The sequence below is a fragment of the Reinekea thalattae genome (genome assembly GCF_008041945.1).
GTDB lineage: Bacteria > Pseudomonadota > Gammaproteobacteria > Pseudomonadales > Natronospirillaceae > Reinekea > Reinekea thalattae.
Genome location: NZ_VKAD01000001.1, coordinates 1,738,517 through 1,762,801, shown reverse-complemented (window position 1 = coordinate 1,762,801; position 24,285 = coordinate 1,738,517). Strand labels below are relative to the sequence as shown.

18 protein-coding genes are annotated in these 24,285 nt (G+C 46.0%); 11 read left to right on the top strand and 7 right to left on the bottom strand.

Annotation, left to right across the window (positions count from 1 at the left end):
- Positions 1-7 precede the first annotated feature (7 nt).
- Positions 8-979, bottom strand: coding sequence for a serine/threonine protein kinase (locus FME95_RS07980; RefSeq protein ID WP_147713858.1), 972 nt, complete (start codon positions 977-979; stop codon positions 8-10).
- Positions 980-1,199: 220 nt separating this feature from the next.
- Here FME95_RS07980 and FME95_RS07975 point away from each other — a divergent pair, with 220 nt between their 5' ends.
- Positions 1,200-1,424 (top strand): flagellar biosynthesis protein FlgE, encoded by a 225-nt coding sequence (locus FME95_RS07975; RefSeq protein ID WP_147713857.1) that lies wholly within the window; start codon positions 1,200-1,202, stop codon positions 1,422-1,424.
- Between the two features lie 92 nt (positions 1,425-1,516).
- Positions 1,517-2,434: a putative metalloprotease CJM1_0395 family protein gene (locus tag FME95_RS07970; RefSeq protein ID WP_147713856.1), complete on the top strand. Its 918-nt coding sequence runs from the start codon at positions 1,517-1,519 to the stop codon at positions 2,432-2,434.
- Between the two features lie 92 nt (positions 2,435-2,526).
- On the opposite strand, the gene FME95_RS07965 is transcribed toward FME95_RS07970, so the two are convergent.
- A complete protein-coding gene (locus FME95_RS07965) occupies positions 2,527-3,282 on the bottom strand; it encodes a helix-turn-helix domain-containing protein (RefSeq protein ID WP_147713855.1) in 756 nt (251 codons plus the stop codon).
- Between the two features lie 415 nt (positions 3,283-3,697).
- On the opposite strand from FME95_RS07965, the gene carA reads away from it, so the two are divergent.
- The 4 genes from carA to FME95_RS07945 all read left to right on the top strand — a co-directional run bounded on the left by carA (position 3,698) and on the right by FME95_RS07945 (position 9,545).
- Entirely contained in the window at positions 3,698-4,831 is a 1,134-nt protein-coding gene (gene carA / locus FME95_RS07960) for a glutamine-hydrolyzing carbamoyl-phosphate synthase small subunit (RefSeq protein WP_147713854.1), read from the top strand.
- Positions 4,824-8,036: a carbamoyl-phosphate synthase large subunit gene (carB, locus tag FME95_RS07955; protein ID WP_147713853.1), complete on the top strand. Its 3,213-nt coding sequence runs from the start codon at positions 4,824-4,826 to the stop codon at positions 8,034-8,036. The genes carA and carB overlap by 8 nt, the downstream gene beginning before the upstream one ends.
- A 78-nt stretch (positions 8,037-8,114) precedes the next feature.
- Positions 8,115-8,591, top strand: a complete 477-nt coding sequence (gene greA / locus FME95_RS07950; RefSeq protein ID WP_147713852.1) for a transcription elongation factor GreA — start codon at positions 8,115-8,117, stop codon at positions 8,589-8,591.
- 228 nt (positions 8,592-8,819) lie between these two features.
- Positions 8,820-9,545 (top strand): SDR family NAD(P)-dependent oxidoreductase, encoded by a 726-nt coding sequence (locus FME95_RS07945; protein ID WP_147713851.1) that lies wholly within the window; start codon positions 8,820-8,822, stop codon positions 9,543-9,545.
- An 89-nt stretch (positions 9,546-9,634) separates the two neighbouring features.
- On the opposite strand, the gene FME95_RS07940 is transcribed toward FME95_RS07945, so the two are convergent.
- From FME95_RS07940 to FME95_RS07930, 3 genes are all read right to left on the bottom strand, one after another.
- Entirely contained in the window at positions 9,635-11,530 is a 1,896-nt protein-coding gene (locus FME95_RS07940) for a bifunctional 2',3'-cyclic-nucleotide 2'-phosphodiesterase/3'-nucleotidase (RefSeq protein WP_147714394.1), read from the bottom strand.
- A gap of 147 nt (positions 11,531-11,677) precedes the next feature.
- Positions 11,678-11,998 (bottom strand): hypothetical protein, encoded by a 321-nt coding sequence (locus tag FME95_RS07935; protein WP_147713850.1) that lies wholly within the window; start codon positions 11,996-11,998, stop codon positions 11,678-11,680.
- Between the two features lie 58 nt (positions 11,999-12,056).
- Complete coding sequence (locus tag FME95_RS07930; RefSeq protein ID WP_147713849.1) at positions 12,057-13,436, bottom strand: SLC13 family permease; 1,380 nt, start codon at positions 13,434-13,436, stop codon at positions 12,057-12,059.
- Positions 13,437-13,600: 164 nt separating this feature from the next.
- On the opposite strand from FME95_RS07930, the gene FME95_RS07925 reads away from it, so the two are divergent.
- Together FME95_RS07925 and FME95_RS07920 are read left to right on the top strand one after the other, a co-directional pair.
- Positions 13,601-13,891 carry a hypothetical protein gene (locus FME95_RS07925; RefSeq protein ID WP_147713848.1) on the top strand — a complete coding sequence of 97 codons (291 nt, stop codon included), beginning with the start codon at positions 13,601-13,603 and terminating at the stop codon, positions 13,889-13,891.
- Positions 13,884-14,300, top strand: a complete 417-nt coding sequence (locus tag FME95_RS07920; RefSeq protein WP_147713847.1) for a hypothetical protein — start codon at positions 13,884-13,886, stop codon at positions 14,298-14,300. Before FME95_RS07925 ends, FME95_RS07920 begins: the two co-directional genes overlap by 8 nt.
- Before the next feature lie 72 nt (positions 14,301-14,372).
- Here the strand turns inward: FME95_RS07920 and FME95_RS07915 are convergent, their stop codons facing one another.
- Positions 14,373-15,692 (bottom strand): deoxyguanosinetriphosphate triphosphohydrolase, encoded by a 1,320-nt coding sequence (locus FME95_RS07915; RefSeq protein WP_147713846.1) that lies wholly within the window; start codon positions 15,690-15,692, stop codon positions 14,373-14,375.
- 158 nt (positions 15,693-15,850) lie between these two features.
- Between FME95_RS07915 and radA the strand changes: the two genes are divergently transcribed.
- Entirely contained in the window at positions 15,851-17,236 is a 1,386-nt protein-coding gene (gene radA, locus FME95_RS07910) for a DNA repair protein RadA (RefSeq protein WP_147713845.1), read from the top strand.
- Between the two features lie 152 nt (positions 17,237-17,388).
- Here radA and FME95_RS07905 read toward each other — a convergent pair whose 3' ends face one another.
- Positions 17,389-17,667 carry a PA4642 family protein gene (locus FME95_RS07905; protein WP_147713844.1) on the bottom strand — a complete coding sequence of 93 codons (279 nt, stop codon included), beginning with the start codon at positions 17,665-17,667 and terminating at the stop codon, positions 17,389-17,391.
- Positions 17,668-17,821: 154 nt separating this feature from the next.
- On the opposite strand from FME95_RS07905, the gene FME95_RS07900 reads away from it, so the two are divergent.
- Both FME95_RS07900 and FME95_RS07895 read left to right on the top strand, forming a co-directional pair.
- A complete protein-coding gene (locus FME95_RS07900) occupies positions 17,822-19,594 on the top strand; it encodes an autotransporter assembly complex protein TamA (RefSeq protein WP_147713843.1) in 1,773 nt (590 codons plus the stop codon).
- Positions 19,594-24,279, top strand: coding sequence for a translocation/assembly module TamB domain-containing protein (locus FME95_RS07895; RefSeq protein ID WP_147713842.1), 4,686 nt, complete (start codon positions 19,594-19,596; stop codon positions 24,277-24,279). Before FME95_RS07900 ends, FME95_RS07895 begins: the two co-directional genes overlap by 1 nt.
- Positions 24,280-24,285 lie beyond the last annotated feature (6 nt).

Here is a 24,285-nt window from a genome sequence, read left to right as displayed (position 1 = left end):
TAAATAGTTAGATGAGTTCTTGCAGAATCGACCATTGCTCTCTGAGCGCCAGTAAATGCTCACTCCAATAGCGTGACTCGCCATACCAAGGAAAGGCTTTTGGAAATGCGGGATCGTTCCAACGCTTAGCAATCCACAAATTGTGGTTAACCATATGTCGAGTGCGCAGTGGCTCAATGAGTTTCAGTTGAGTGTTGGGGAACTCTAAAAATTGTTCGTAGCCTTCACTCAGTTCGGACAGCTGTGCCTGTTGTTCGTGGTCAGAGCCCGACAGCAGCTTCCAGATGTCCTGCATCGCAGGGCCGGTTAGCGTATCGTCAAAATCGACAATCAGGATGTTCTCGTCACGCGTAAGGATGTTGCCAGCATGAAAATCACCATGCACGCGAATCAAGGAGTCATTGGCTAGGCTGTTCTCAAAAGGTTGCAGTAGATTTTCTAAGTGAGTCAGTGTTGTTAGGTAGTTGTCTCGTATGTCGTCGGGAATAAGAGCGCTATGCTGGAAAAACACCAGTGATTCACGAATAGGTTGAATAAAAGAAAGCTGGCTGCGTTGATTGAAGGATTGCTGTTTACCTAAGCCATGCAGTCGGCCGAGTAATTGACCAATACGGTATAGTTTATCGGCGTTGTCTAATTCAAATGCGTGGCCAGCGCGCATTGGAAAGCAGGCAAAGTAGAAGCCGTCTCGTTCGTGAAGCCGCTGATTGCCTAACTCTAGTGCAGGCACGACGGGCAGCTCTGCATCATAAAGTTGTTGGGTGAAGGTCAGTTCTTCCTCTATTTGCTGCTTAGACCAGCGATCAGGTCGGTAGATTTTCATGACAATCGGCTGGTCATCTTCTATCCCGACTCGGTATACGCGGTTTTCATAACTGTTCAGAGGGTAGATTCGATAGTCACTATAGACACCTAAAGTTTCCAGCCAGTCGATGATTCGATCTTGGCTTAACTGCTGAAAAGGGTGTTTTTGACTCATAAGGGAAATTCCAGTTATTGATCACTGTTCGGTTTAAGGGCAGATATATAGCGGGCTTATTGTAGAGGGTTTTGAGGTTAAGTCATGGGGCGTCGGCTTTTTGTCGTTCAAAAAGCGGAAAACTTTAGCCGCATATACAAAAAATAACAGCAAAAGCGCCCTGCTTGACTAAAATATGAACAGTAAAAGCGGTAATCTAATTTTATCTAGGAGAGCGATCATGATTGAATCTGCAATGAGCGTCGGTTTGTCAGGTATTCAAAGCGGTGTTGAATCATTGAATAAGGCTGCTGATCAAACGGCTAAATTGAATAAGCCAGAAAATGATGATTACGTACAAGCTCGAACAGACGAGCTTAAAGCTGAAACCGATGTTAAAGCCAGCGCTAAGGTTGTCGAAGCTGCCGATGAAACGCTAGGCACGCTTATCGATATTCGAGTATAGAGCTTGGTATTCGAGGTTAATTGGTGTTTGGAAAATCACTAATATTCGAAAGCCATTAACGATCGAAGCTAAGCAATTAAAGAGTAACCATTATGTCTACTGTCAGTGGAATGTTTCCAAATGCGATAACCCCCACTTTTGCAGCGTCTAGCGACCCTGCGGCAGAGACTCGTCAGCGCCGAGAAAATGAAAATCGTGTTTTTTCTCCGGTTGAAGCCTTATCTTCGAGCAGCGAAAGCAACGCTACTCACATTAGCCAGCCAGGTCGTGTTGCTGCAGAGCAAAGCGTTCGCGTATCCAGTCAGACAATCGCAGACCAGCCACAGACAAGTACAAGCGAAGAACCTACTGAGGGAACTCAGCGAGTAGAGTCGGAAGAGGTTTCTCGTGTTCAGCAGTCGATTGAGCAATCAGAGATGGAGCTCATCGACAAACTATCCGCTAGAGACCAAGAAGTTCGCCAGCATGAGCAAGCTCATAAGAGTGTGGGAGGTCAATATGCTGGTGCGATCAGCTTGGATTATACCCGCGGCCCTAATGGTCAGCGTTATGCCACAAGCGGTGAAGTTCCTATCGATGTAGCAGAAGTGCCAGGTGATCCTGAAGCAACTATCTCAAAAGCTCGAACAGTGCGTGCCGCGGCTCTAGCGCCTGCAGAACCTTCAGAGCAAGACCGACAAGTTGCCTCAATTGCATTAAAAATGCAGATTGATGCACAGGTTGAAATGCGTACAGAGACAATCGAAAATGCTGCATCAGAACCTTCTGATGAGGCTACTGAATCATCTATTGAGTTTACTTCGCTATTTTCGAGTGAAGAGATTGTCGAGGATTCTGAAGCAGATAGAGAGTCAGAGTCTGATGATTCAGATGACGCCCAACCTGAGCAATCGGCCGAGCGTAATGATGCATTTTTTAATCGAGCTCAAGAAACAGCTCACGCTATTATGCAGGCCTATGAGGCTCAAATGCGTCAAGAAGTTGGTGTTAACCTAGATACTCACGCCTAGTTAGAGCTTGGTGTTGTTTTGCATCTAACTATTTTTGCTTCCTTTTATTATTCCATAACCAATCGCCAGATTTCAGAGAGCGAAATCATTGATTAAAAACGCTTAGTATTTGGCTCGCGGCGGTATTCATTAAAAACACTTAATTCCCACGGCCGCATGGCTATTGTAATGCCGGTGCCATAGGTCTGATCTAGAGGTTGCTTTGCATCTTCTTTGCAGATGTCATCGAACTCTCGCGCCAAGCGAATCATGCTCTTCTGTAACTGGGCATTCGATGACCGAGTCACCTGACCATAACTAAAGATCAACAATTCACCGGCTTCTGTTTTGAAGTGGCAGTCAAAAAATTCTTGCGCAACCTGCTGTTTGAAGAACTTTTGAACGGGGCCGTTGTGAACCCACTTAAAATGTCGCGAGATCAGTGTTTTTACTCGATTTCCCGGTAGTAGTTCGATAATGCCGAGCTTGTCTAGGCGAGCTAAAAGGCGAATGGTCTCAAGTTCATCGAAAGTATAGGCGGCTTGAATCTCTTCTACGGTCCAGCGATTGATTAACAGTTGGGCGATAATCAGTAGCTTTATGTTGCTGACCAGCTCAGTCTCAATTTCTTTAGTGAGTTCATTGGTGATTTTCGAGTCTTCTTGCATGCGCTGAATTAGGTATTCGAGGTCGACTTCGGCCAGCGTGCAGATTTCTTCTAGTCGCTCTAGCGTAAAGTGTCGGCGAGAAAACATACGTTTTACATTGGCTTCACTGAGTTCTAAATGAACGGCGACGTCCGCGTAAGTAATGCGTTTTTCTCTGAGTATTTTTTTTATAGTGTCGACGACTTGGCTTGTTTGCGACATAGTAACTGCCCTCTCAACATCCGTGAACAACAGGATAGTCTCATTAAATACGCTGGCTGACCAGTGGCCGAGCTTGTCATATTGAGTTGTTTTATGACCCTAGTCCATCAAATTAACTTTATTCGCTAGAGCTTCGAATTTAATGGACAATTTGCCACCTTTTAATTAGAATTCAGCAAATTTTTTGAGCGTAATTTATACGCTCATTGGCTGATGCGGTGTGCTTTTAAAGGATGCTCATCTAATAAAAGCTTATAACACTAGTGGCTGTGCTTTCTATGCGCAGTTTTAATATTTAAAGGAGCGGGGTGAGGTTATCTTCATCTCGCTTTTTTACGAATATTAGATCGCTAAATAACAAGTCTGCCTTAGCCAGTTCTCTCAATCGTCCATTCATTCATAAGGGGAAGGGATCTTGAGTACGCCTGCCATACTCGCGCTCGAAGACGGAAGTATTTTTAGAGGCATCAGCATTGGTGCTAATGGGGAGTCAATTGGTGAGGTGGTGTTTAATACTGCCATGACCGGTTATCAAGAAATTTTGACTGATCCATCGTATGCCCGCCAAATCGTAACATTAACGTATCCTCACATCGGCAATACAGGTGTTACATCAGAAGATGAAGAGTCTGATCAAGTCTGGGCCGCAGGTCTGGTGATTCGTGACTTGCCATTGCTACATAGTAATTTTCGCAGTGAACAATCACTGCAAGACTATTTGGTTGAGCGAAAGGTCGTGGCTATTGCCGATATCGATACTCGCCGATTGACTCGTATCTTGCGTGAAAAAGGCGCTCAAAATGGCTGCATTATGGCCGGTGATGATCTCGATGAAGCTCGCGCACTTGAATTAGCCAGTGGCTTTGCGGGCTTAAAAGGTATGGATCTTGCGAAAGAAGTGACCGTGAGTGAAGCGTACCAGTGGACCGAAGGCAGCTGGAAGTTGGGCCAAGGCCACACCAAGCCGGATACCAGTAAGTACCACGTTGTCGCATACGATTACGGCGTTAAACGCAATATTCTTCGTATGTTGGCCGATCGCGGCTGCCGTATAACCGTCGTGCCTGCACAGACTCCGGCCAGTGAGGTGCTAGCGTTGAAACCCGATGGTGTTTTTCTTTCCAACGGCCCTGGTGATCCTGAGCCATGCGATTACGCCATTACAGCCATTCAACAAATCTTAGAAACCGCTGTTCCTGTTTTCGGCATCTGCCTTGGGCACCAATTGTTGGGGCTTGCCAGTGGTGCTAAGTCGATCAAAATGAAATTTGGTCATCACGGAGCCAACCATCCGGTCGAAACCATTGCTGAAAAAACAGTCATGATTACCAGCCAGAACCACGGTTTTGCACTGGATGAAACGACCTTACCGGATAATTTAGAGATGACGCACCGCTCTTTATTTGACCAGTCTTTGCAAGGTATTCGTCGTACCGATAAGTTGGCGTTTAGCTTCCAAGGCCATCCAGAAGCAAGCCCGGGGCCTCACGATGTCGCTCCATTATTTGATCAATTCATTGAAGACATGGAGAAAGCAGCTAATGCCTAAACGTACCGACATTCAAAGCGTTTTAATATTAGGTGCCGGTCCGATCGTTATTGGTCAGGCGTGTGAATTCGATTACTCCGGCGCGCAAGCTTGTAAGGCACTTCGCGAAGAAGGCTATCGAGTTATTTTGGTCAACTCTAACCCAGCGACCATTATGACTGACCCTGCCATGGCCGATGCAACTTACATTGAGCCCATTACTTGGCAAGAAGTTGAAAAAATCATCGCCAAAGAAAAGCCGGATGTTTTATTGCCGACCATGGGCGGTCAAACCGCATTAAACTGTGCCCTTGATCTAGAAAAGCATGGCGTGTTGGCAAAGTACGGCGTGGAAATGATTGGTGCTAATGCCGATACTATCGACAAGGCCGAAGACCGTGATCGTTTCGATAAAGCAATGAAAGCGATTGGTCTGGAAACACCCCGTTCAGGTATTGCTCACAGCATGGAAGAAGCTTGGGAAGTGGTTGAAGGCCTTGGCTTTCCATCCATTATTCGACCGAGTTTTACCATGGGTGGCACCGGTGGTGGCATTGCGTATAACAAAGAAGAGTTTGAGCAAATCTGTCGCCGTGGTTTGGATTTATCACCAACCAGCGAATTATTGATCGATGAAAGCCTCATCGGTTGGAAAGAATATGAAATGGAAGTTGTGCGTGATAAAGCGGATAACTGCATCATTATTTGTTCGATCGAAAACTTCGATCCAATGGGGATTCACACCGGTGACTCCATTACCGTTGCGCCAGCGCAAACCTTGACCGATAAAGAATACCAAATTATGCGTAACGCCTCGCTCGCGGTATTGCGTGAGATCGGTGTAGAAACTGGCGGTTCCAATGTCCAGTTCGGTATTAATCCGAAAGATGGTCGTATGGTCATTATTGAAATGAACCCACGTGTATCGCGTTCTTCGGCATTAGCTTCAAAAGCGACCGGCTTCCCAATTGCTAAAGTGGCGGCCAAATTGGCGATCGGCTATACCTTGGATGAGTTGCAAAACGACATTACTGGCGGTGTAACACCCGCGTCGTTTGAACCAAGTATCGATTACGTGGTAACTAAAATTCCACGTTTTGCTTTTGAAAAATTCCCACAAGCGAATGATCGATTAACCACACAGATGAAGTCTGTTGGCGAAGTCATGGCTATTGGTCGTAACTTCCAAGAATCGATGCAAAAAGCGCTGCGTGGTTTAGAAGTTGGCGCTGCAGGTTTTGATCCAATGCTCGACTTGGATAGCGACAATGCTGAAGAAAGTTTGGTGCGCGAATTAAGAGAAGCAGGGCCAGATCGAATTTGGTATGTCGCAGATGCGTTCCGTATGGGTAAGAGCATTGAAGATGTGTTTGCCTTAACGGCAATCGACCCTTGGTTCTTAGTACAGATTGAAGATCTGATAAAAGACGAAGCCCAGCTGGGCCAATTAAGTTTGAAAGACTTCACTCAATCGGTGATGCGCAAATACAAACGCAAAGGTTTTTCTGATACGCGTTTGGCTGAATTGCTGGGTGTTTCTGAAAAAGAATTTCGTAAAAAGCGTTGGGCGTTAGATGTTAAACCGGTTTATAAACGGGTTGATACCTGCGCGGCTGAATTCGCATCGGATACCGCGTACATGTATTCATCTTACGATGAAGAATGTGAAGCGGCAGTGACCGATCGTCAGAAAATTATGGTTATCGGTGGCGGACCAAACCGCATTGGTCAGGGAATCGAATTTGATTACTGCTGTGTTCATGCTGCCTTGTCTGCCAAGGAAGCTGGTTACGAAACCATTATGGTCAACTGTAACCCAGAAACAGTATCGACCGATTACGACACTTCGGATCGTCTCTACTTTGAGCCGGTGACGTTAGAAGACGTATTGGAAATTATCGAATTAGAAAAACCAACAGGTGTTATTGTTCACTACGGTGGTCAAACACCGTTGAAGCTAGCGAGAGATTTAGAAGCCGCAGGTGCTCCTATTATTGGCACCAGTCCAGATGCGATTGATCGCGCCGAAGATCGTGAACGCTTTCAAGTCATGGTAGAAAAACTAGGTCTCTTGCAGCCTGAAAACGGTACTGCTCGAAGCTTGGATGAAGCGGTGACAATTGCCAATCAAATTGGTTATCCATTGGTTGTTCGTCCTTCGTATGTTCTGGGTGGCCGAGCCATGGAGATTGTTTATGGCGAGGATGACTTGCGACGCTATATGAACGAAGCAGTGCAGGTTTCTAATGACGCGCCAGTATTGCTTGATCACTTCTTAGATGATGCTATCGAAATGGACATCGACTGTGTCAGTGATGGCGAGCAAGTTGTGATGGGCGCGATTATGCAGCACATCGAACAGGCCGGTATTCACTCCGGAGATTCTGCTTGCTCATTGCCGCCTTACAGTTTGCCGAAAGACGCGCAGGATATGATTCGAGCGCAAGTTCGAGACATGGCGTTAGAACTGAATGTTATCGGTTTGATGAATGTGCAAATGGCTTGGCAAGACGGCAAGTTGTACATTATTGAGGTGAACCCTCGAGCCTCACGTACGGTACCTTTTGTCTCTAAAGCCATTGGAACCTCGCTTGCAAAAATTGGTACTCAAGTCATGATCGGTAAAAAGCTTGCTGAAATTGGCTTTACCAAAGAAATCATTCCCGATTACTTCTCGGTGAAAGAAGCTGTCATGCCGTTTAATAAGTTCCATGGTGTTGATCCGGTTCTTAGCCCAGAGATGAAGTCGACAGGTGAGGTAATGGGCACTGGTAAGAGCTTCCCAGAAGCGTTTTACAAAGCCGCTTTAGGTGCTGGTGCAGTTATGCCGACTCAAGGAAAGGTGATCATCTCTGTTAAAAGCAAAGATAAGCCCGCAGCCTTGTCGATGGCTAAAGAATTGACCGCGCTTGGTTTTGAAGTGGTTGCGACCAAAGGTACGGCGCAATTCTTTACTGAAAACGGTTTGCCGACAGAGTCTGTCAATAAGGTTAAAGAGGGTCGTCCGCATTTAGTCGATCTGATTAAAAACGACGAAGTGACCTATGTAATGAACACTACAGAAGGTCGCCAATCGATGGTTGATAGTGCCGAAATTCGTAAAGGCGCACTGCAACATAAGGTGTATTACACCACGACGTTAGCCGGTGCAGAAGCCTCGGTTATGGCAATGAAGTTACGCGGCGATACCGCAGTAAACCGCTTGCAAGACTTGCATGCCAGCTAATGTCAGTGATAATTTAACACCATTATCTATTTAAATTTAAGGGCGCTAAGCGCCCTTTTTGTTCTGAGGAAATGAAACATGCAACGTTACCCAATGACCGTTGAAGGTGAGCAGGCGCTGCAAGATGAGCTTAAAGAATTAAAAACGGTAAAGCGCCCTGCCGTTATTGAAGCTATTGCAGAAGCTCGAGAGCACGGTGATTTAAAAGAAAATGCAGAGTACCACGCTGCTCGAGAGCAACAGGGTTTTATCGAAGCACGCATCAGTGACATTGAAGGCCGACTTTCTGGCTCGCAAGTCATCAATGTAAAAGATATCCCAAATAGCGGCAAAGTTATTTTTGGTGTCACTGTTACGCTGCTCAATTTGGATACCGATGAAAACGTTTGCTATCGCATTGTCGGTGATGATGAAGCCGAAGTGAAACTGAATAAAATTTCAGTGAACTCACCAATTGCGCGAGCCTTGATTGGTAAAGAAGAAGGCGATGTTGTCGTGGTGAAAACACCCGGCGGCGAAGTGGAATATGAAATCGAAACAGTTGAGCATAAGTAAGACTGTTTTTGTAATTTTTGGCTACTTGCCGTAGTTCAATCTTTATTGAGGCTGTTCGTCAACAGGCAGTAAGAATTGCCTCAATTCTCTCCTTATATGATCTATCTACAATGCGCTAACGTAAAAGTTAGCGCGCTTTTCAAATAGGTTGCTTCTTAAATCACAGTGTCTATTGCTGAGGCGCCCGCAGTTTTTTTGTTCACAGATTAATTCACAGGAGCCGAAAAAATGAAGACTGTTTTAATTACTGGTGCTAGCTCGGGGTTAGGTAAAAGTTTAGCTTTGCTTTATGCAGAGCAAGGTTGGCGAGTTATTGCCTGTGGTCGTAGTGAGCAGCGTTTAGCTCAATTAGCACAGCTTAACACTAACATTGAAACCTTGAGCTTTGATATTACCAGTAAGGCCGATGTGCTTAAGGCTGCAGAGCCGCTAACGAAAATCGATATGGTTGTTCTTAACGCAGGCGATTGTGAGTATATCGATGATGCCGTGCAATTTGATTCTGATCTATTTAGCCGTGTGATTCACACTAACCTTATTGCAACCGGTTATTTATTAGAGGCGTTGGTGAGTAAGATCACAAAAGGTGGCCGATTAGTTTTCGTCAGTTCAAGCGTGGTTTATTTGCCCTTTACTCGAGCGCAAGCTTACGGTGCTTCTAAAGCGGGTCTGGATTACTTAGCCGCAACTATGCGTTTAGATCTTCAACCTCAAGGTATCCATGTCAGTACAGTTCGGCCGGGTTTTGTTAAAACGCCGCTTACCGATAAAAATGATTTTTCAATGCCATTTTTAGTTGAACCAGACGCTGCGGCGAAGAGAGTTTTTAGTGGCTTAGAAAAAGGCAAAGCAACTATCGAATTCCCGAGACGCTTTATTATTATATTAAAGCTGGTCAATATTTTATTACCCAAAAAATGGTGGAATGCGTTAAATAATCGCAATGCTAGCTAAATTTATTTAGTTAGTTGTTAGAAAGAATATTTTAAAAAATAAAAAAACCGCCATCGTTGGCGGTTTTGTTCTAAGTTATTTAGGACTGTTTAGTTAAATTCAAACAGTGCGAAACCATCCTCTTGTATACCTTTAAAGGATAAGTCATCTCCAGCAAAGTCTCGGGCTTTAGGTGATGTACGAATGGTGACACGAGCATTGCCCCAGTTTGCAAAAGACCAGTTGCCGTCGGCTTGTGGATTGATCTCTGCTTGGCTGAGTAAGTAGTTTGCAATGACGTCACGGTTTTTATCTGGTGCATCAATAATGGTTGTGCTGCCATCTAAGTTCGGGAATTTGCCACCGCCACCAGAACGATAATTATTGGTTACAATCAAAAATTCCTGCTTTTTATTGATCCGTTTATTGTTAAATTTAACGTCCAAAATACGATGCGCTTTTGGGTTTTCTAAAGAACCGTCCGCAGCATATCGACTCGGCTGAGTCACATCGATTGTGTATTCGATACCGTCGATGACATCAAAATTATAAGATGGAAATGATTCGTTCACTAATGGCTGAGTGCTATCTGAAAGTGTCGGGTCTATTTGATTAAACTGTCCTGCTGAACGTTCAAGCCACTCAATAACTTGAGCGCCTGTTAACTTAACGACTTTTAAATCGTTCGGGTAAATATAAAGATCAGAGACATTTTTTAACGCAATATCACCTTTAGGAACGTCGGTGTAGTAATCGGCACCGCCGCGGCCGCCAGCTTTAAAGGGTGCTGCTGCTGATAAAATCGGCAGACCATCGTACTCAGTACCACGGACAATGTTTTCTACGTACCAAATCTGCGCATTGTTAACGACCTGTACAGAAGGGTCATCTTGAATTTGTGAAAAGTAACTGTAGATCGGTGCAGTAGTGATACCAACTTTCTGGCGCATGTAAGCCAGTGTGCCTTCATGGTCTTGTTTTATCGCGTCGTTAATTTTTTTATCCGCAGGCACGAGTGCAATAACTTCACGGCCTTCACGTTTAGAAATAGCTCGCACTTGGCTGTGGCTATTAACCACCTTCCAGCTATTGTTGTTAAGCTCTAACGTTAGATCGATGATGCCAAGGTGGCTTCCCCAAAAACCGGGCATCACAGCAGGAACTCCAAAAACGGTACCATTAACGTTATCGACGCCGGGCATGTCGTTAAATAAAGCTCCGCCAGGAAAAACCTGATGCGAGTGGCCGAATAAAATCGCATCGATACCTTCAACCTTAGCTAGGTGATATACCGCGTGCTCTTCTTTTTCAATGCGTGGGTTGGCATAAAGTCCACTGTGTGGAATGGCAATAATTAAATCAGCACCTTCAGACTTCATCATAGGGATGTATTTTTCGGCACTGGCAACAATGTCTTTTGCGATCACGTGATGCGTCAGCTTGTCTTTATCCCAGTTCATAATTTGAGGTGGCGTAAAACCAATGTAACCTATTTTTATCGATTGGCTTTGGCCTTTGTTGTCAGTCACCTGCTTTGTGTGAATAACGTAAGGCTGGAAATAGGGTTGGTCGTTGTCCGGATTGTTATCGCCATCATCGACATAGACATTGGCAGAAACGTACGGGAAATTTGCACCAGCCAGTGATTTAGCTAAGAAATCTAAGCCGTAATTGAATTCATGATTGCCGACATTACCGACGTCATAGTCCATTAAGTTCATGGCTTTAAATGCAGGGTGAGTTTCACCCACTCTCAGTACTCGCCCTTTTGCGACGTAGTCACCTAATGGATTGCCTTGCAGAAGGTCGCCATTGTCGACTAAAACGGCATTGCTTGCTTCGCTGCGTGCTTGGTTAATCAGTGTCGAAACTTTTGCTAACCCTACGGAGTCACTTTCTGAATCTCTATAGTAATCGTAGTTTGCGATATGCATGTGAATGTCGGTTGTTTCCATAACCCGCAATTCGACAGTGGCGGCGAAGACAATCGGTGAACAGGCTGCCATGAGTATAGGCAACAGATGATGTGCTTTTTTCACTATGGATTTCCTTACTATTTGTTCATCAAGAGACGATGAGTTTACGGCTAAGTGTTTGTCGCGCGCAACGGTAAGTAAGGGTGATGAAGATAATGTGAAATGGCGAAAAACGAATTAGGGCAATTCGTCCCCGTACTTTTCTTTAGTGCGTTTTAAGGTTTCTTCAAAGCCTTCTTTTGCAGACTCAGACACTTCTTTATATAAAGATTTTAAATCACGCCCAGAAGAGTAGCCGCGGTCGAGCATTCGGGTGCGCAGAAAGCTTTCGTAGTCGCGCCCTTCGTGAAAATATCCACCCGGTGCCAGTACGTAGCGGGCAACAAAATGGCCGCAATCTTGGCATTGCACAAACACGCGTTGCGCATCATCGCGGGCGATAATATTACGCAAATTTGTTGAGCTGCAGTTTTGGCATTTTTGTATGTGGACTTGCATGCTGAACTCCTCACTAAATCTAAAAGTCTGGCGGTAATGGTGTCAGTCTAGGTTGCTGCTATAGCACCATAAACCAGTAAATAGGGCCTATGCTAATTGCTAACACGATGCCCAAAATATTCATCAATAGCCCCATTCTGGCAATGTCTTTGACGCCAATAACTCCGGAGCCAAAAGCAATAGCGTTCGGTGGTGTACTGATGGGCAGTATCATCGCAGTGGAGCAGTTGAGTGTGATGGCTAACACCAACACCAACAGTTGATTCGTCGGCAATGCTAATGATACGACAATCGGGATGAGCAAGCCTGCGGTTGCAGTGTTACTCATTACGGTGCCTAAAAACGCACCCGTCACGACTAATAAAATGACTAAGAATAAAAAGTTTTCATAGGCTGGCAGCAGGTTCAAAATGACCTGACCTAAGTCGGTAATATCAATGGCGACGCCCAGTGCAATACCGCCTGCAACCATAAAGAGAACATCCCATGGCAGCGCTCGAAAGTCGGTTTGATCCAATAAGCCAAGCCAGAAGGCCGCAATAATTGGGAACAGTGCAATGGTTCCTGTTGCTAAGCCAAACTGCCCGCCGACTAGCCAGCCAATCGCCGTTGCAACAAATATAAACAGTGTCAGCCATTGGCGGGTTTTGAAGGGTTCCATCTTGCTGTCGCTCATTTTTAAAACATCGTTGCCCGGTGGATAGACTTTTAAAATGGCATACCACAAAACGATCGCGGTAATTAGCAAGAACGGTAAGGTTAGGATGATCCATTCTAAAAAGCTGACATCGATGCCTTTTGCGTTTAAGTAGCTCATCGCAATGGCATTGGGTGGCGTTCCGATCGGTGTGCCGATACCGCCAAGATTGCATGACAGCGGAATCGCTAAAATCAACCCGACTCGGAATGGAGAGTCAAACCTAAGCTGTTTAATGAGTGGTAGAATCATCGTCAACATCATGGCCGTGGTTGCTGTATTGCTGAGCCACATTGAAAGAAAAATACAGCCAGCAATGATGCCCATTAACGTAATTTTGGGCTCACCCTTGGTGATTTTAAGTATCCAAAAGGCAAAGCGAGCGTCCAGTGCGGCTTTTTGCATGATGCTCGATAACACAAAGCCACCCATGAACAATAAAATAATGTTGGAAAAAAAAGGCGAAAAAAATAAGCTTTCTGTGGCGCTAATATCGAGCTGATGAATAGCAGGTAATAGCCAGATTATTTCTAACGCTAAAATAATAAAGCTGACAATAAACAACGGCACCCACTCACTCACCCAAAGCACCGCTGCTAATAATAGAATGGCGATGGTTTTTAGTTGTGCGTCATTAAGCCCAGAGGATTGGATGAGGCTGATATGTGGAAACAATAACGCCATAGTGAAAGTAAGGGCAGCAAAAATTTTAGCGCGGTGCGGTTTGATTATTTCAAGCATAGTCAGCCATTTAGCTAAGGATCAGTTCGACCAGTCTAGTATAACGCGGCCGATAATATAGGTCGCAAGTCAATATAACAGTCTAGTTAAATCGATATAGATCGGTTAGTTTAGCTGACGGAGACCTTAATGAAGTAGGTCGCAAAAATGAAGAGATATGTATTATGGGTTGGTTATATTACACGCCGTTGGTTTTCCAATTGGTTGTCGGTATTGCGTTCGAAGCTACACCGGGTGACGAATATAGGTTGTATGCAATGACGTCTGGTGCGTCATTTATATTATCGGCTTTGGGTCTGCTTTATATAAAAACAAAACATAAGCTTTGGGCTTATCTAGCCATGGTGGGTTTTGTGCTTGGTCTACCCACTGGGTTGATGGGACTTGTGGCAGTTAGAAATGAAATGGACAAAGAGTCCAAACGTGAGTTTTTAAAGGATATAGAAAATGACTGAAGATTTAATAAAAGAGCAACCTAAAAAGGTATACGGACTTCCAAAAGCCCTTCCAGTCTGCCAGATTATTGTGGGCATTATTGTTATCATTACGAATGAAGTATTATACCAATTGGATGCCCCGTTTTTTCTGTTTGTGGGTATCGGTACAACCATTATTGGGGTGTTGAATTATCGTTTGCAAGTGGTGCGAGTGTACGATCAGTATTCAGAGATTAAATTGGCTCCTTTAGCATCTCCGTGGTTGGTTAAAAATAACAACATTGTCAGCGTAACGGCCGAGCCGAAACGACTTACCATTGTGGTTAATGAAAAGGGTAAGGAAGTTACTCGAAAGCTCGCTCTTAGTGCATTCAAAAAAGAGCAGCGCAGTGAATTGGTCGAGCACTATACTTCGATCGCAGGGTGAAATTCGTAGGCATATGAGTGCAAGGCCCAGCGCTTAGGCTAGGCCAGCACTCCGATATTTTATGAGAGTTAGTTAGCTCGGTGCAGAAAACTGTTTTGCTAAATACAGCGCGTAGTTATCAGTCATGCCAGCAATGTTGTCGACCATACGTTGGTACACCTGATACTGCGACATCTTTGCTGTCGGTGCTTCGCCGCCCATTAGGTCAAAAACGCGACTGGTGCGGTAAGACAGCTTGTTTTTATCGGGTCGCTGATAGTATTCGTGACCGGCTTCAATAAAGGTTTCTAACAGGGTCGAGAGCACCGTGTAAGCGCCAATTTCCGTTTCAGTTTTTTGTGCATCCTTGAAGACTTTATTTACCGCCAATGCCTTGGCTTTATAAATTCCGTCACGTACCGCAGGTGCACAGTGGGCTATTAAATCACCTTCCAATTCGCCGTTTAGGATCGTCTCTTTGTTTTGCATGAAGGCTTCTACTACAGCATCGATAATGCAACCAATGGTTTTGCTGCGTAATGCAGAAAGCTGTCGGGCCGATGAAACCCCCTCTTCATCAAAGTCGAGATCTTGCGTGCCCTGTATGCTTAAAAAGATGTCTTTGACTTCACTGAATTCGATAATCGAAAGCTCGACCGCATCTTCAAGATCGATCAAGGCGTAACAGATGTCGTCTGCTGCTTCCATTAAATAGCTGAGCGGATGGCGAGCAAAGCGGCCATCGGCTTTTCGTTTGAGCCCTAGTTTATTGGCTAGCTCTTCAAGGTTTCTAAGTTCGCTTTTGAAACAGCTAAATTTGCCTTTAGCGCCTGCTAAGTCTGCGGTCCAAGGGTATTTTAACGAAGCGCCGAGCGTTGGGAAGGTAAGTCTTAGACCTCCATTATTGAAATGATATTCAATTTGGCTGAGTGTGCGAAAGCCTTGTGCGTTACCTTCAAAGCTTTGTAGGTCTAAGCGTTCTAATTCGGTCAATCCAGCTAAATAATGTTTATTGGCATCTCGCTTAAACCAGTCTTGAATGGCGTATTCGCCAGCGTGACCAAAGGGCGGATTGCCGATGTCGTGCGCTAAGCAGGCAGACTGAATAATGGTACCGAGGTCGTCAGCCTGAATGCCTATTGGCAGCTCTTGTTTAAGTTCTTCGGCGACACGAATACCGAGTGAGCGACCCACGCTGCCAACTTCCATCGAATGAATGAGGCGGTTGTGAATATGATCGTACTTGGCTAATGGGTGAACCTGAGTTTTACCACCGAGCTTGCGAAACGCACCGGAAAATACAATGCGGTCGTGATCTTTGTGGAAGTGACTTCGGCCCATGTCTGCTGGACCTAATGCGTCATGCCCTTCTCTCGCCGTCGTCAGTAGCGATTCCCAATTCATACGTGTCATCAGTGATCCCAAGAATTATCGAGCTAAAGTGAGCATCATGCTGGTGCTCAGCTGACTATTCAAGTGCTGCTCGCTTATGCCGAAGAGAAAATAGGCTTGAGTCAGTTTGTTGCATTGGTTATAAAGGTGCTTTATTACAATAACTGGATATATTTACAGTGGCAAAAGCTAAAGTCCAATTCGTATGCACCAGTTGCGGCGCAGATTACACCAAGTGGCAAGGGCAATGTGGCGAGTGCAAAGAGTGGAATACACTGAAAGAATTTCGTGAAGCAAAATCACCCGCCGGCCGACCGGATTTTTCTCAACCCGATCGTTTTGCTGGTTACGCCGGTGCTAAGGCTTCGGTGCAAGCGCTCAGTGACGTTGATCTAAATGAGCAGTCTCGATTAGCGACTGGTATTGGCGAATTTGATCGCGTGCTCGGTGGCGGTATGGTTGCTGGCAGTGCGATCTTGATTGGCGGTCACCCGGGCGCAGGTAAAAGTACCTTACTTTTGCAGACGCTTTGCCATATGGCTAAGCAACATTCGGTTTTGTACGTCACTGGTGAAGAGTCTATGCAGCAGGTTGCCATGCGTGCGCAGCGGCTCAACTTACCGCGTGATGATTTAAAAATTCTTTCTGAAACCAGTGTCGAAAGCATCACTGAAGTTGCAAAAGACCTGCAGCCGAAAATTCTGGTGATTGACTCGATTCAGGTAATGCACGCCCCCGCTATTGAGTCAGCTCCCGGTAGTGTTTCTCAGGTTCGTGAATCGGCGGCTTGGCTAACCCGTTATGCGAAGCAAACAGGGACGATTTTAGTTCTGGTTGGCCACGTCACTAAAGATGGCTCGTTAGCGGGACCGAAAGTATTGGAGCACATGATCGATGCTTCTGTGATGTTAGAAAGCTCGGGTGATTCACGCTTTCGGACGTTAAGAGCAATCAAAAATCGCTTTGGTGCCGTCAACGAGTTAGGTGTGTTTGCTATGTTGGATACGGGTTTAAAAGAAGTAAAAAATCCGAGTTCAATCTTTTTGAATCGCTCAGCGCAACAATCCTCTGGTTCGGTAGTCACCGTTGTTTGGGAAGGAACTCGACCTATGCTGATTGAGTTTCAGGCGTTGGTCGATGGCGCAACCATGGGTCATCCACGTCGCGTTGCTGTCGGTTTGGATACCAATCGATTAAACATGATGCTGGCAATTCTGAACCGTCACGGCGGAATTTTTACTGGCGATCAGGATGTATTTATTAATGTGGTCGGTGGTGTTCGAGTTAATGAAACTGCTGCAGACTTGGCTAGCCTATTGGCCATTTTATCGAGTTTGAAAGATAAGCCTATCTCTGCTGATTGGGTCGCTTTTGGTGAGCTTGGGCTTAATGGTGAAGTTCGTCCGGTACCTAATGGCCAAGAGCGCATTATCGAAGCGGCTAAGCATGGTTTTAAACGCGCGATAGTGCCAATCGGCAATAAGCCTAAAAAGACAATCGATGGCATTCAGGTGATCGCAGTGACGACATTGGCAGAGGCGTTACAGCAATTAAGAGAAGAGTAGCGAATAAGAGAAGAAAGACTGCATTTGCATAATTAACGTTAAGCAGCACTAGCTAAACTTTAAGACAGTAACAGCTAATAATAAGACAGAAAGAGCCCGCATTAAGAGCGAAACCCAAGCCTAGACAGGCTTGGTTTGCTCAATCGCTACTTTTAATTGGTGAGCGCGGTAAGGTAGTCAGCGCTCTTATCATGGCTGGCAATCAGCTCTGCGAGGGTTTTGCCTTGTAAATTTATTGCATGAATATTGCGGTTTTCTGCCTTGAACAGTGCAACAAAATCAGCAAATACGTCAGCAGTCATGCGTGTGTAGGCGCGGTGTAGGCAGTGAAAATCCTTGTCTGTACCGTCGAACGTCGTGAAATTCAGGTATTCACGTAATTGGGCCTCACCCCACTCGACACCCTCTACTCTAGACTTATCTTTTTTCATTTGTGTAAGTATCCGTTAATGACTGTAGATAGCATGATAATCTGTGCCATCTTTTTGGTAAAATGCTCAATTAGAATAGCCGCTAATGCTACAGGCATAAGCTGCTATCGGAGCAGGTTATCATTCATTTTTATATAGAGACCAATCGCTGGCGATGAAATATAGTGTGTTAGGTTTGTTGTTGTCGTTAGCGACCGTGGCATGGGCGGAAGATTTAGCTTCTGCCAGTCGGTGGGATATTTCTATCGATAGCTATCGTTATGGCCTAAAAGGCGAGTTGGTCCGTACGCTGAACGAATATCGAGATTCAGTCAATGCTTCAGAAATAACCCTAACGCAAGATCGACAAATTCGTGCCGAAATCAACCGATTAAACCTCTTGTTAAAGAGCCGAGGTTATTATGAGGCGACGATCGAAGCCGGTTGGCAGTCACGTAGTGACCAAGTTGGGAAACCCAGTTATCGAGTTATTCTTGGGCCGCGTTATGAAATTGCCGAGCTCACGTTACAGGGTAACTTTCAACCGCTCGATGATGACTGGTTGCGTCTTGAAGTAGGTGATGCCTTAAATGCCAGCGCGGTCATCAGCCAGCAGTCGACACTGAAAAGCTATATAGCGACGCAGGATTGTTATTTTACTTCAACGGTCAGTCATGAAGTTCAGCTGGACCCAGAAAACCACAGCGGGAATTTGACCCTAATTGCTAATGTCAAAGACCCTGCGCAATTCAATGCAGTGAGTTTCACTGGAGCAGGAACATTAAACCAAGAGTTTCTAAGCCGAACGGCGGATATAGACGCGGGTGATTGTTATAAAGCCTCAGCGATCAGTACAGCGGTAATTGCGTTGCTCGATACCGGTGTGTTTAGTCAGGTTAAACCGACTGTTTCGAAAACGGCCGATAATCAAGTCGATGTCGTTTTTGCTCTAACTCAAAAAGATAAGCGAACGCTGTCGGCGGCATTGGGATACGAGAGTGAGCAAGGGCCGACCACAACCTTAGGTTGGCAGCATCGAGATTTATTCCATAGCGCACAAAGCTTGGAGTTAGAATTATCGCTACAGGAGACTAATCAGACCGCCAGTGTAGCTTTTGTTGTCCCCTCCTTTTTTGATCGTCGTAATGAATTTACTTGGCAGAATGAATTCGAACGCGATACCTCCGACTACGAATACAATACCTTTTCGAGCACCGCGACGATTGAACGCGAGGCTTCACGTCAAGATTATTATGAATACGGCATTGGCTATACTCAGGAAAACGAGTACGTCGACGATGAATGGGATGTTTACCATCAGATCAGCGTGCCGCTGGAATACCAATACGACAATGTTACCGATCCGTTCAATCCGAGTACTGGCTTGCGTTGGTCGGTAAATGTTGAACCGGTTTGGGATGTTGATGATGAGTTTACAAGCTACTTGCTCAGCGGTACTGGCGTACAGGGTTTTATTGAATTAAATCCACGGTTGACCTTAGCTAGCAGTGTCAAATGGAACTCGCTTTGGTATGGCGATGTGTTTGATTCGTCGCAAGAAAATATTCCAGAGTCAGAATGGCTGACTGCTGGTGGCAGCAGTACCATTCGAGGTTATGCCTATGAGTCTATTGAGCTGGAAGAAAAGTACTTGGCAGATGATGACACCGCTGGCGATATTGCAGGTGCCAGCCAGCGTTGGCTGTTGAATAATGAGATACGGTTGCGTTTAACAGAGAGCTGGGGCTTGGTGTTTTTTCTAGATAGTGGTTCAGTCAGCGAGCAAATTAACCCCTTTGATCAGGATATTTGGTATTCTGGTGCAGGTGTCGGGGTGCGATTTTTTACCAGCTTTGCGCCAATTCGCTTTGATGTTGCGACACCGTTAGATCAGCGCGATGAAGACGATGACTTTATTATTTATGTCAGCTTAGGGCAGGCGTTTTAATGGCATTACAACTGCGCGCCGCAGCAAAACGTAGCTGGACTATCGCAATTCGATCGTTGCTGTTGTTGTTGCTGCTATCGCTACTAACGTTAATTTATTTTGTCGGTACTCAAACTGGCCGCGGTTTGTTGGCGATGAACTCGGCGCGACTGGTCGAATGGGTCAGCGATTATCAGTTGCAGATTGAAGGTGTTCAATCGCCTGCTTTATCTCAGTGGCACATTGATGCCATCCGCCTGAATACCTCCGAAGGCCAGCCACTCGCGCAGGCAGTCAATATTGATGTGCAATGGAACTGGAAATACGCCTTGCAAAATCGCTGGTGGTTTAAAAGTATCAGTATCGAACAGCTCGATGCTGATTTGAGTCTCGATCGTCGATCCAATGCCGAGAAAACCGATACCGCTTCTTCAGCGCTTTCTCAACTGTATCGACGCTGGCTGAGTATTCCTGCATTACGTGTCAGTGCATTGCATGTTTCACAGATTGCATTAGAGCGTGCCGAGATGTCGGATTTTCATGCCCAGCTTCATGGCCAGGGAGAAGTTAACTGGGGCGCGATTCCTGCTAAGTTTGTGGTGTCGTTATCTGAAACTGAGACTGGAAACTACTTTGCTGCGGAGCTTTCTGCCGATGCAATTGATTATTTTCGGTTAAAAGGCCGGCTGGATGCTGAGCCCTTGAGTGCATGGTCTCAGTGGGCTAATTGGCAACTGTCGGAACCCTTAGCGGCCAGCTGGGATATCCGTATCGATTACAGTCAGTATGGCTTGCTCGATGTGCTTATCGATAAGTGGAGCGTGCCTTGGCAAAGTCATGAGCTGTCGGCTGAAGGCATGGTGCGGTATTTAGTGAGTGAACAGCAAGTCGAATTCTTGCCGTTGACGCTGGTACTCGATGGCAAAGAAGCCAGTGCCGAAGGCTTTATAGCGCGCGATGAATCCGATTTATTGGTGTCTATTGATCGCTGGACCTTAGCTCCTCTAGCTGACGTTTTTGGGGTGCAAGATTTAAGCGGAGAGCTGGTTGTACAAAGCCGGATTCAAGGCGGCTGGCGTCGTCCGCTAGCGGACTCAAAAATACAGGCTTCGGGTCAATGGCAAGCGCAGCCGTTTGAAGTTCAAATAGCCTCAAATCGTGATGGTGCCAATTTCAATATTGAGCAAGCCTCACTAACCTTGGCGAATAGTCAGCTGAATGTCGCAGGCTCCACCAATTGGCAGACCGATGAGCTGTCATTAGCGTATCAAGCAGATATTAACGCCGCGCCGTTATTGCCTACATTGATGCCAGACTATTTTGCTGAGCTACAGGGCAATGCTCAGTTGACCGGTGAAATTATAGGTACGCTTGATAATCCAGTTGTCACCATAGCTGGGCTAGCTGAGGGTACTTGGTACGCTGAGGATTTCCGCGTCCAATTAAGCGGCCTTTGGCAGGATCAAAAACTTGGTTTCAGTAATATCGCGCTCTATTCTCGGTTAGCTCAGTTAACTGGCGATTTTAGCTGGCAACCGGCTAACTTCCGTTGGCGTGGTCAGTTTGATGTCGATGAGTTACGCACAGACATCTTGCCGTATGTTGGTATTGAGCTACCGGTGGATATTGATCTTTCGGTACATGGCGATGTCTTGGCGGAGGGTGAAGGTCGTCAGTTCGAGTTTTCTGGCCCTTTAAATGCCTTAGGGCGTTGGCAGCAGTGGCCGGTTAATGCCAGCATCCAACTGGACTCTTTAACCCCGCAGGGTGTCCGCTACAGTGACTCTCGAGTGTCTTTTAATCAGGCCGATGTCTTCGCCCATGGCGGTGTGGATTGGTCTGCTAAACAGCTGGACTTGCATTTCGAACATAGCTCGATGCCAGTGGCAGCCATTGCTCCGTGGTTTTCAAAGTGGCCTGAAGTATTAGCGAGTTTTTCTGGCAATGCACGCGGTAGTACCAGTATTACTGGCTATTGGCGTCGGCCTGCCATTGCAACAGAGAGTGAATTTAGTGGCTCTTGGCTAGGACAGCCATTGAGTTTAGCCATCAGTATTGACCCAACGACGGCCGAAGATTGGCAAGTTGATCTGTCGGATATGAATTGGCTGGGAGCTCAATGGCGTTACCATGGCGCATTCGAGCCTTACGATCTCTGGCTGGACGGCGCTGCCGAAGTCACTTCTTTGTCTAGTAGCCATTTGCCGTTGTTGAGCGAAGCCTTCACTGGTATCGAGAAAAAATTACCAGAACGAGTCTTACTCGACATGAATGGTCAGATGTCGATTGAAGGTAAAATCTATCGACCGACGTTGGCAGGCACGCTGACCAGTTCTGGCGAAATTGATGCACAGCCATTTTCAATGACCACCACCGTCACTCAACTGGATACCGAACATATAGAAATCGCCGGTTCGGAAGCTGAATGGGCGCAAGGTGCTTGGTCATTGTCTGGTTTTTATAATTGGGCGCAACAACAGGTTTCGATGACAGCCTCAACGGATTTGCCCGATGCCAGCTATTTGCTGAACGGCATCGCACCTCTGTTGCAACAAGACGATCGATTTGCCTGGGTTGAACAGTGGCAAGGCTCGCTCAAGGGCGATTTAACGCTCGATAATCAGAGCGAAGCTTGGCTGATCGAAGGTGATTTAAGCAGTGAGGGTGTTTTACAAACAGAGCCTTATCTCTTTAGTTGGCAAGGCAGTGGCAATTTGCAGTCGACGTTAAATCACCGCTTGGACTTAACTTGGGGCACCGCTATTGTGCGAGGTCGGCTGCAAACTGAGAGTGAGCAAATCACAGGTCGAGTGAATGTGCAGCGTGTCGACCTTAATCAGTTGGCGCTGGTTTCTTCAAATATCCCTGATCACCTGAGTGGTCAATTAGATGCTAGTGTCAGTGTTGCAGGTACGGTGACTGAACCGCTATTTAATGCCGACCTTAAGGCGTTTGGTCAGTACCAGAATCATGATTTCATTACCGAGGCGCAAGCCAATGGTCGCTGGTCCGCTTGGCAAATAGAGCGCGCCCTGTTTACTGTTCCAGATGCATTAGAAATCTCATTAAGTGGTAGCGGCCAAGCTACAATGGGCGACTTAGCACTCAATATAGTGACCGATGATTTGGGTTACTGGTTGCCAACGTCGGGGATCATTAATGGTCCGGCGAATGTTAGGTTGCAGGCCAACGGTGATTTAAAACAGCCGAACCTAAAAGGCAGTGTCGATTGGCAGGCCAGCAGCTCGCCACTGAGTTTACGGGCAGATTTAAATACTTTAAGTCAGCATTATCAGCTAGAGGCAAGTTTGATCAGCGATGAGCAAACCAAAGTTAAGTTACGCTTAAAAACCCCTGTTGCTGAATTGAGTCGTTGGCAGACAAATGCCGCTGATCAGCCAATGGAGATGCGATTAGCCGTAAACACCTCGCTGGACGTGCTGGAGCCGCTGTTGGTGAATCAGCTTGATCAGGCATTCACCGGCTTTATCTATGGTGATATCAGTTTGGATGGCCGCCTAAGTGATCCTCAATGGCAAGGTGAGCTGCATTGGCGAGATGGCAGTTATGAGCATGTTGGTCTAGGCACTCGGTTATCCGATATGGCTGTTTCATTAAACACCGAATCGAAGCAGTGGCAACTTAACGGCGTAGCCAGTGATGCCGCCGATGGCAGTGTTGCAGTTCAAGGCCAAGTTCAGTTCAGCGCCAGCGAAGGCATTATTTTACCGCATGATATTTCAGTTGCGACAGAAATCCGTAACGCTCGATTGATCAATCAGGCGCAGATGGAAGCAACGATGAGCGGAGATATTCGCGCGCAAGGCTCCTATCAGAATTTAACCATTGTCGGTGATGTCGCGATATCACGTTTAAATATGCAAACCGATTCCTTACTTTGGGATGGCGCGCCGCAATTAAATATAGTGGAGGCGACCTCTCAAGGCTCTGCCGCCGCTGATGGGCCTGCATTCTACGCGCCGCAGGGTGTGCTAGACATTACTTTAACCGCACAGCAACGGGTTAATCTTTATGGTCAGGGTATTACTGCTGAGCTTTCGGGGCAGTTTTCGATTACTGACAATCTCTACAGCCCAGTGTTGGCGGGTCAGTTTTCGTTGGTGCGCGGCACTTACCTGGGTTTTGGTAAGGTGTTTACCTTAGAAAGCGGTACCGTTCAGATTCAAGGCGATCAGGTCGCGTTAGATATCCAAGGTAATTACTCAAACAATGACTTGGATGTCACGCTAGAAATTTCAGGCAATCAAAATGAGTTGTCGTTGTCACTGACATCCGATGCCGCTGAAGGTCAAGATGAATTACTGGCCTTGTTACTGTTTGGCGAAAACATTGAACAGATGAGCATTGTTCAAGCAGTGCAGTTGGCCAATGCGGTGAATAATTTGCGTACAGGTGAAACCGGACTCGATATTGTTGGTGAAGCGCGTAACGAACTTTCTTTGGATACGTTAGTGATTGATACCGACTCAAATGATGACGGCGAACTGACCTTCAGTGTTAGTGCAGGTAAGTATATTAACGATTATCTTTATCTAGAAGTAGAACAGGATGGGTCAGATGAAGAGTTTCGCAGCAGCTTGCAATATAAGCTAACCAAACGCGCCTATATTGAGCTGTATACCCAAGGTGAAGTAGGAGAGCTCGATACTAATGGTATTGAGCTCAACTGGTCGTTAGATTATTAATTTTTT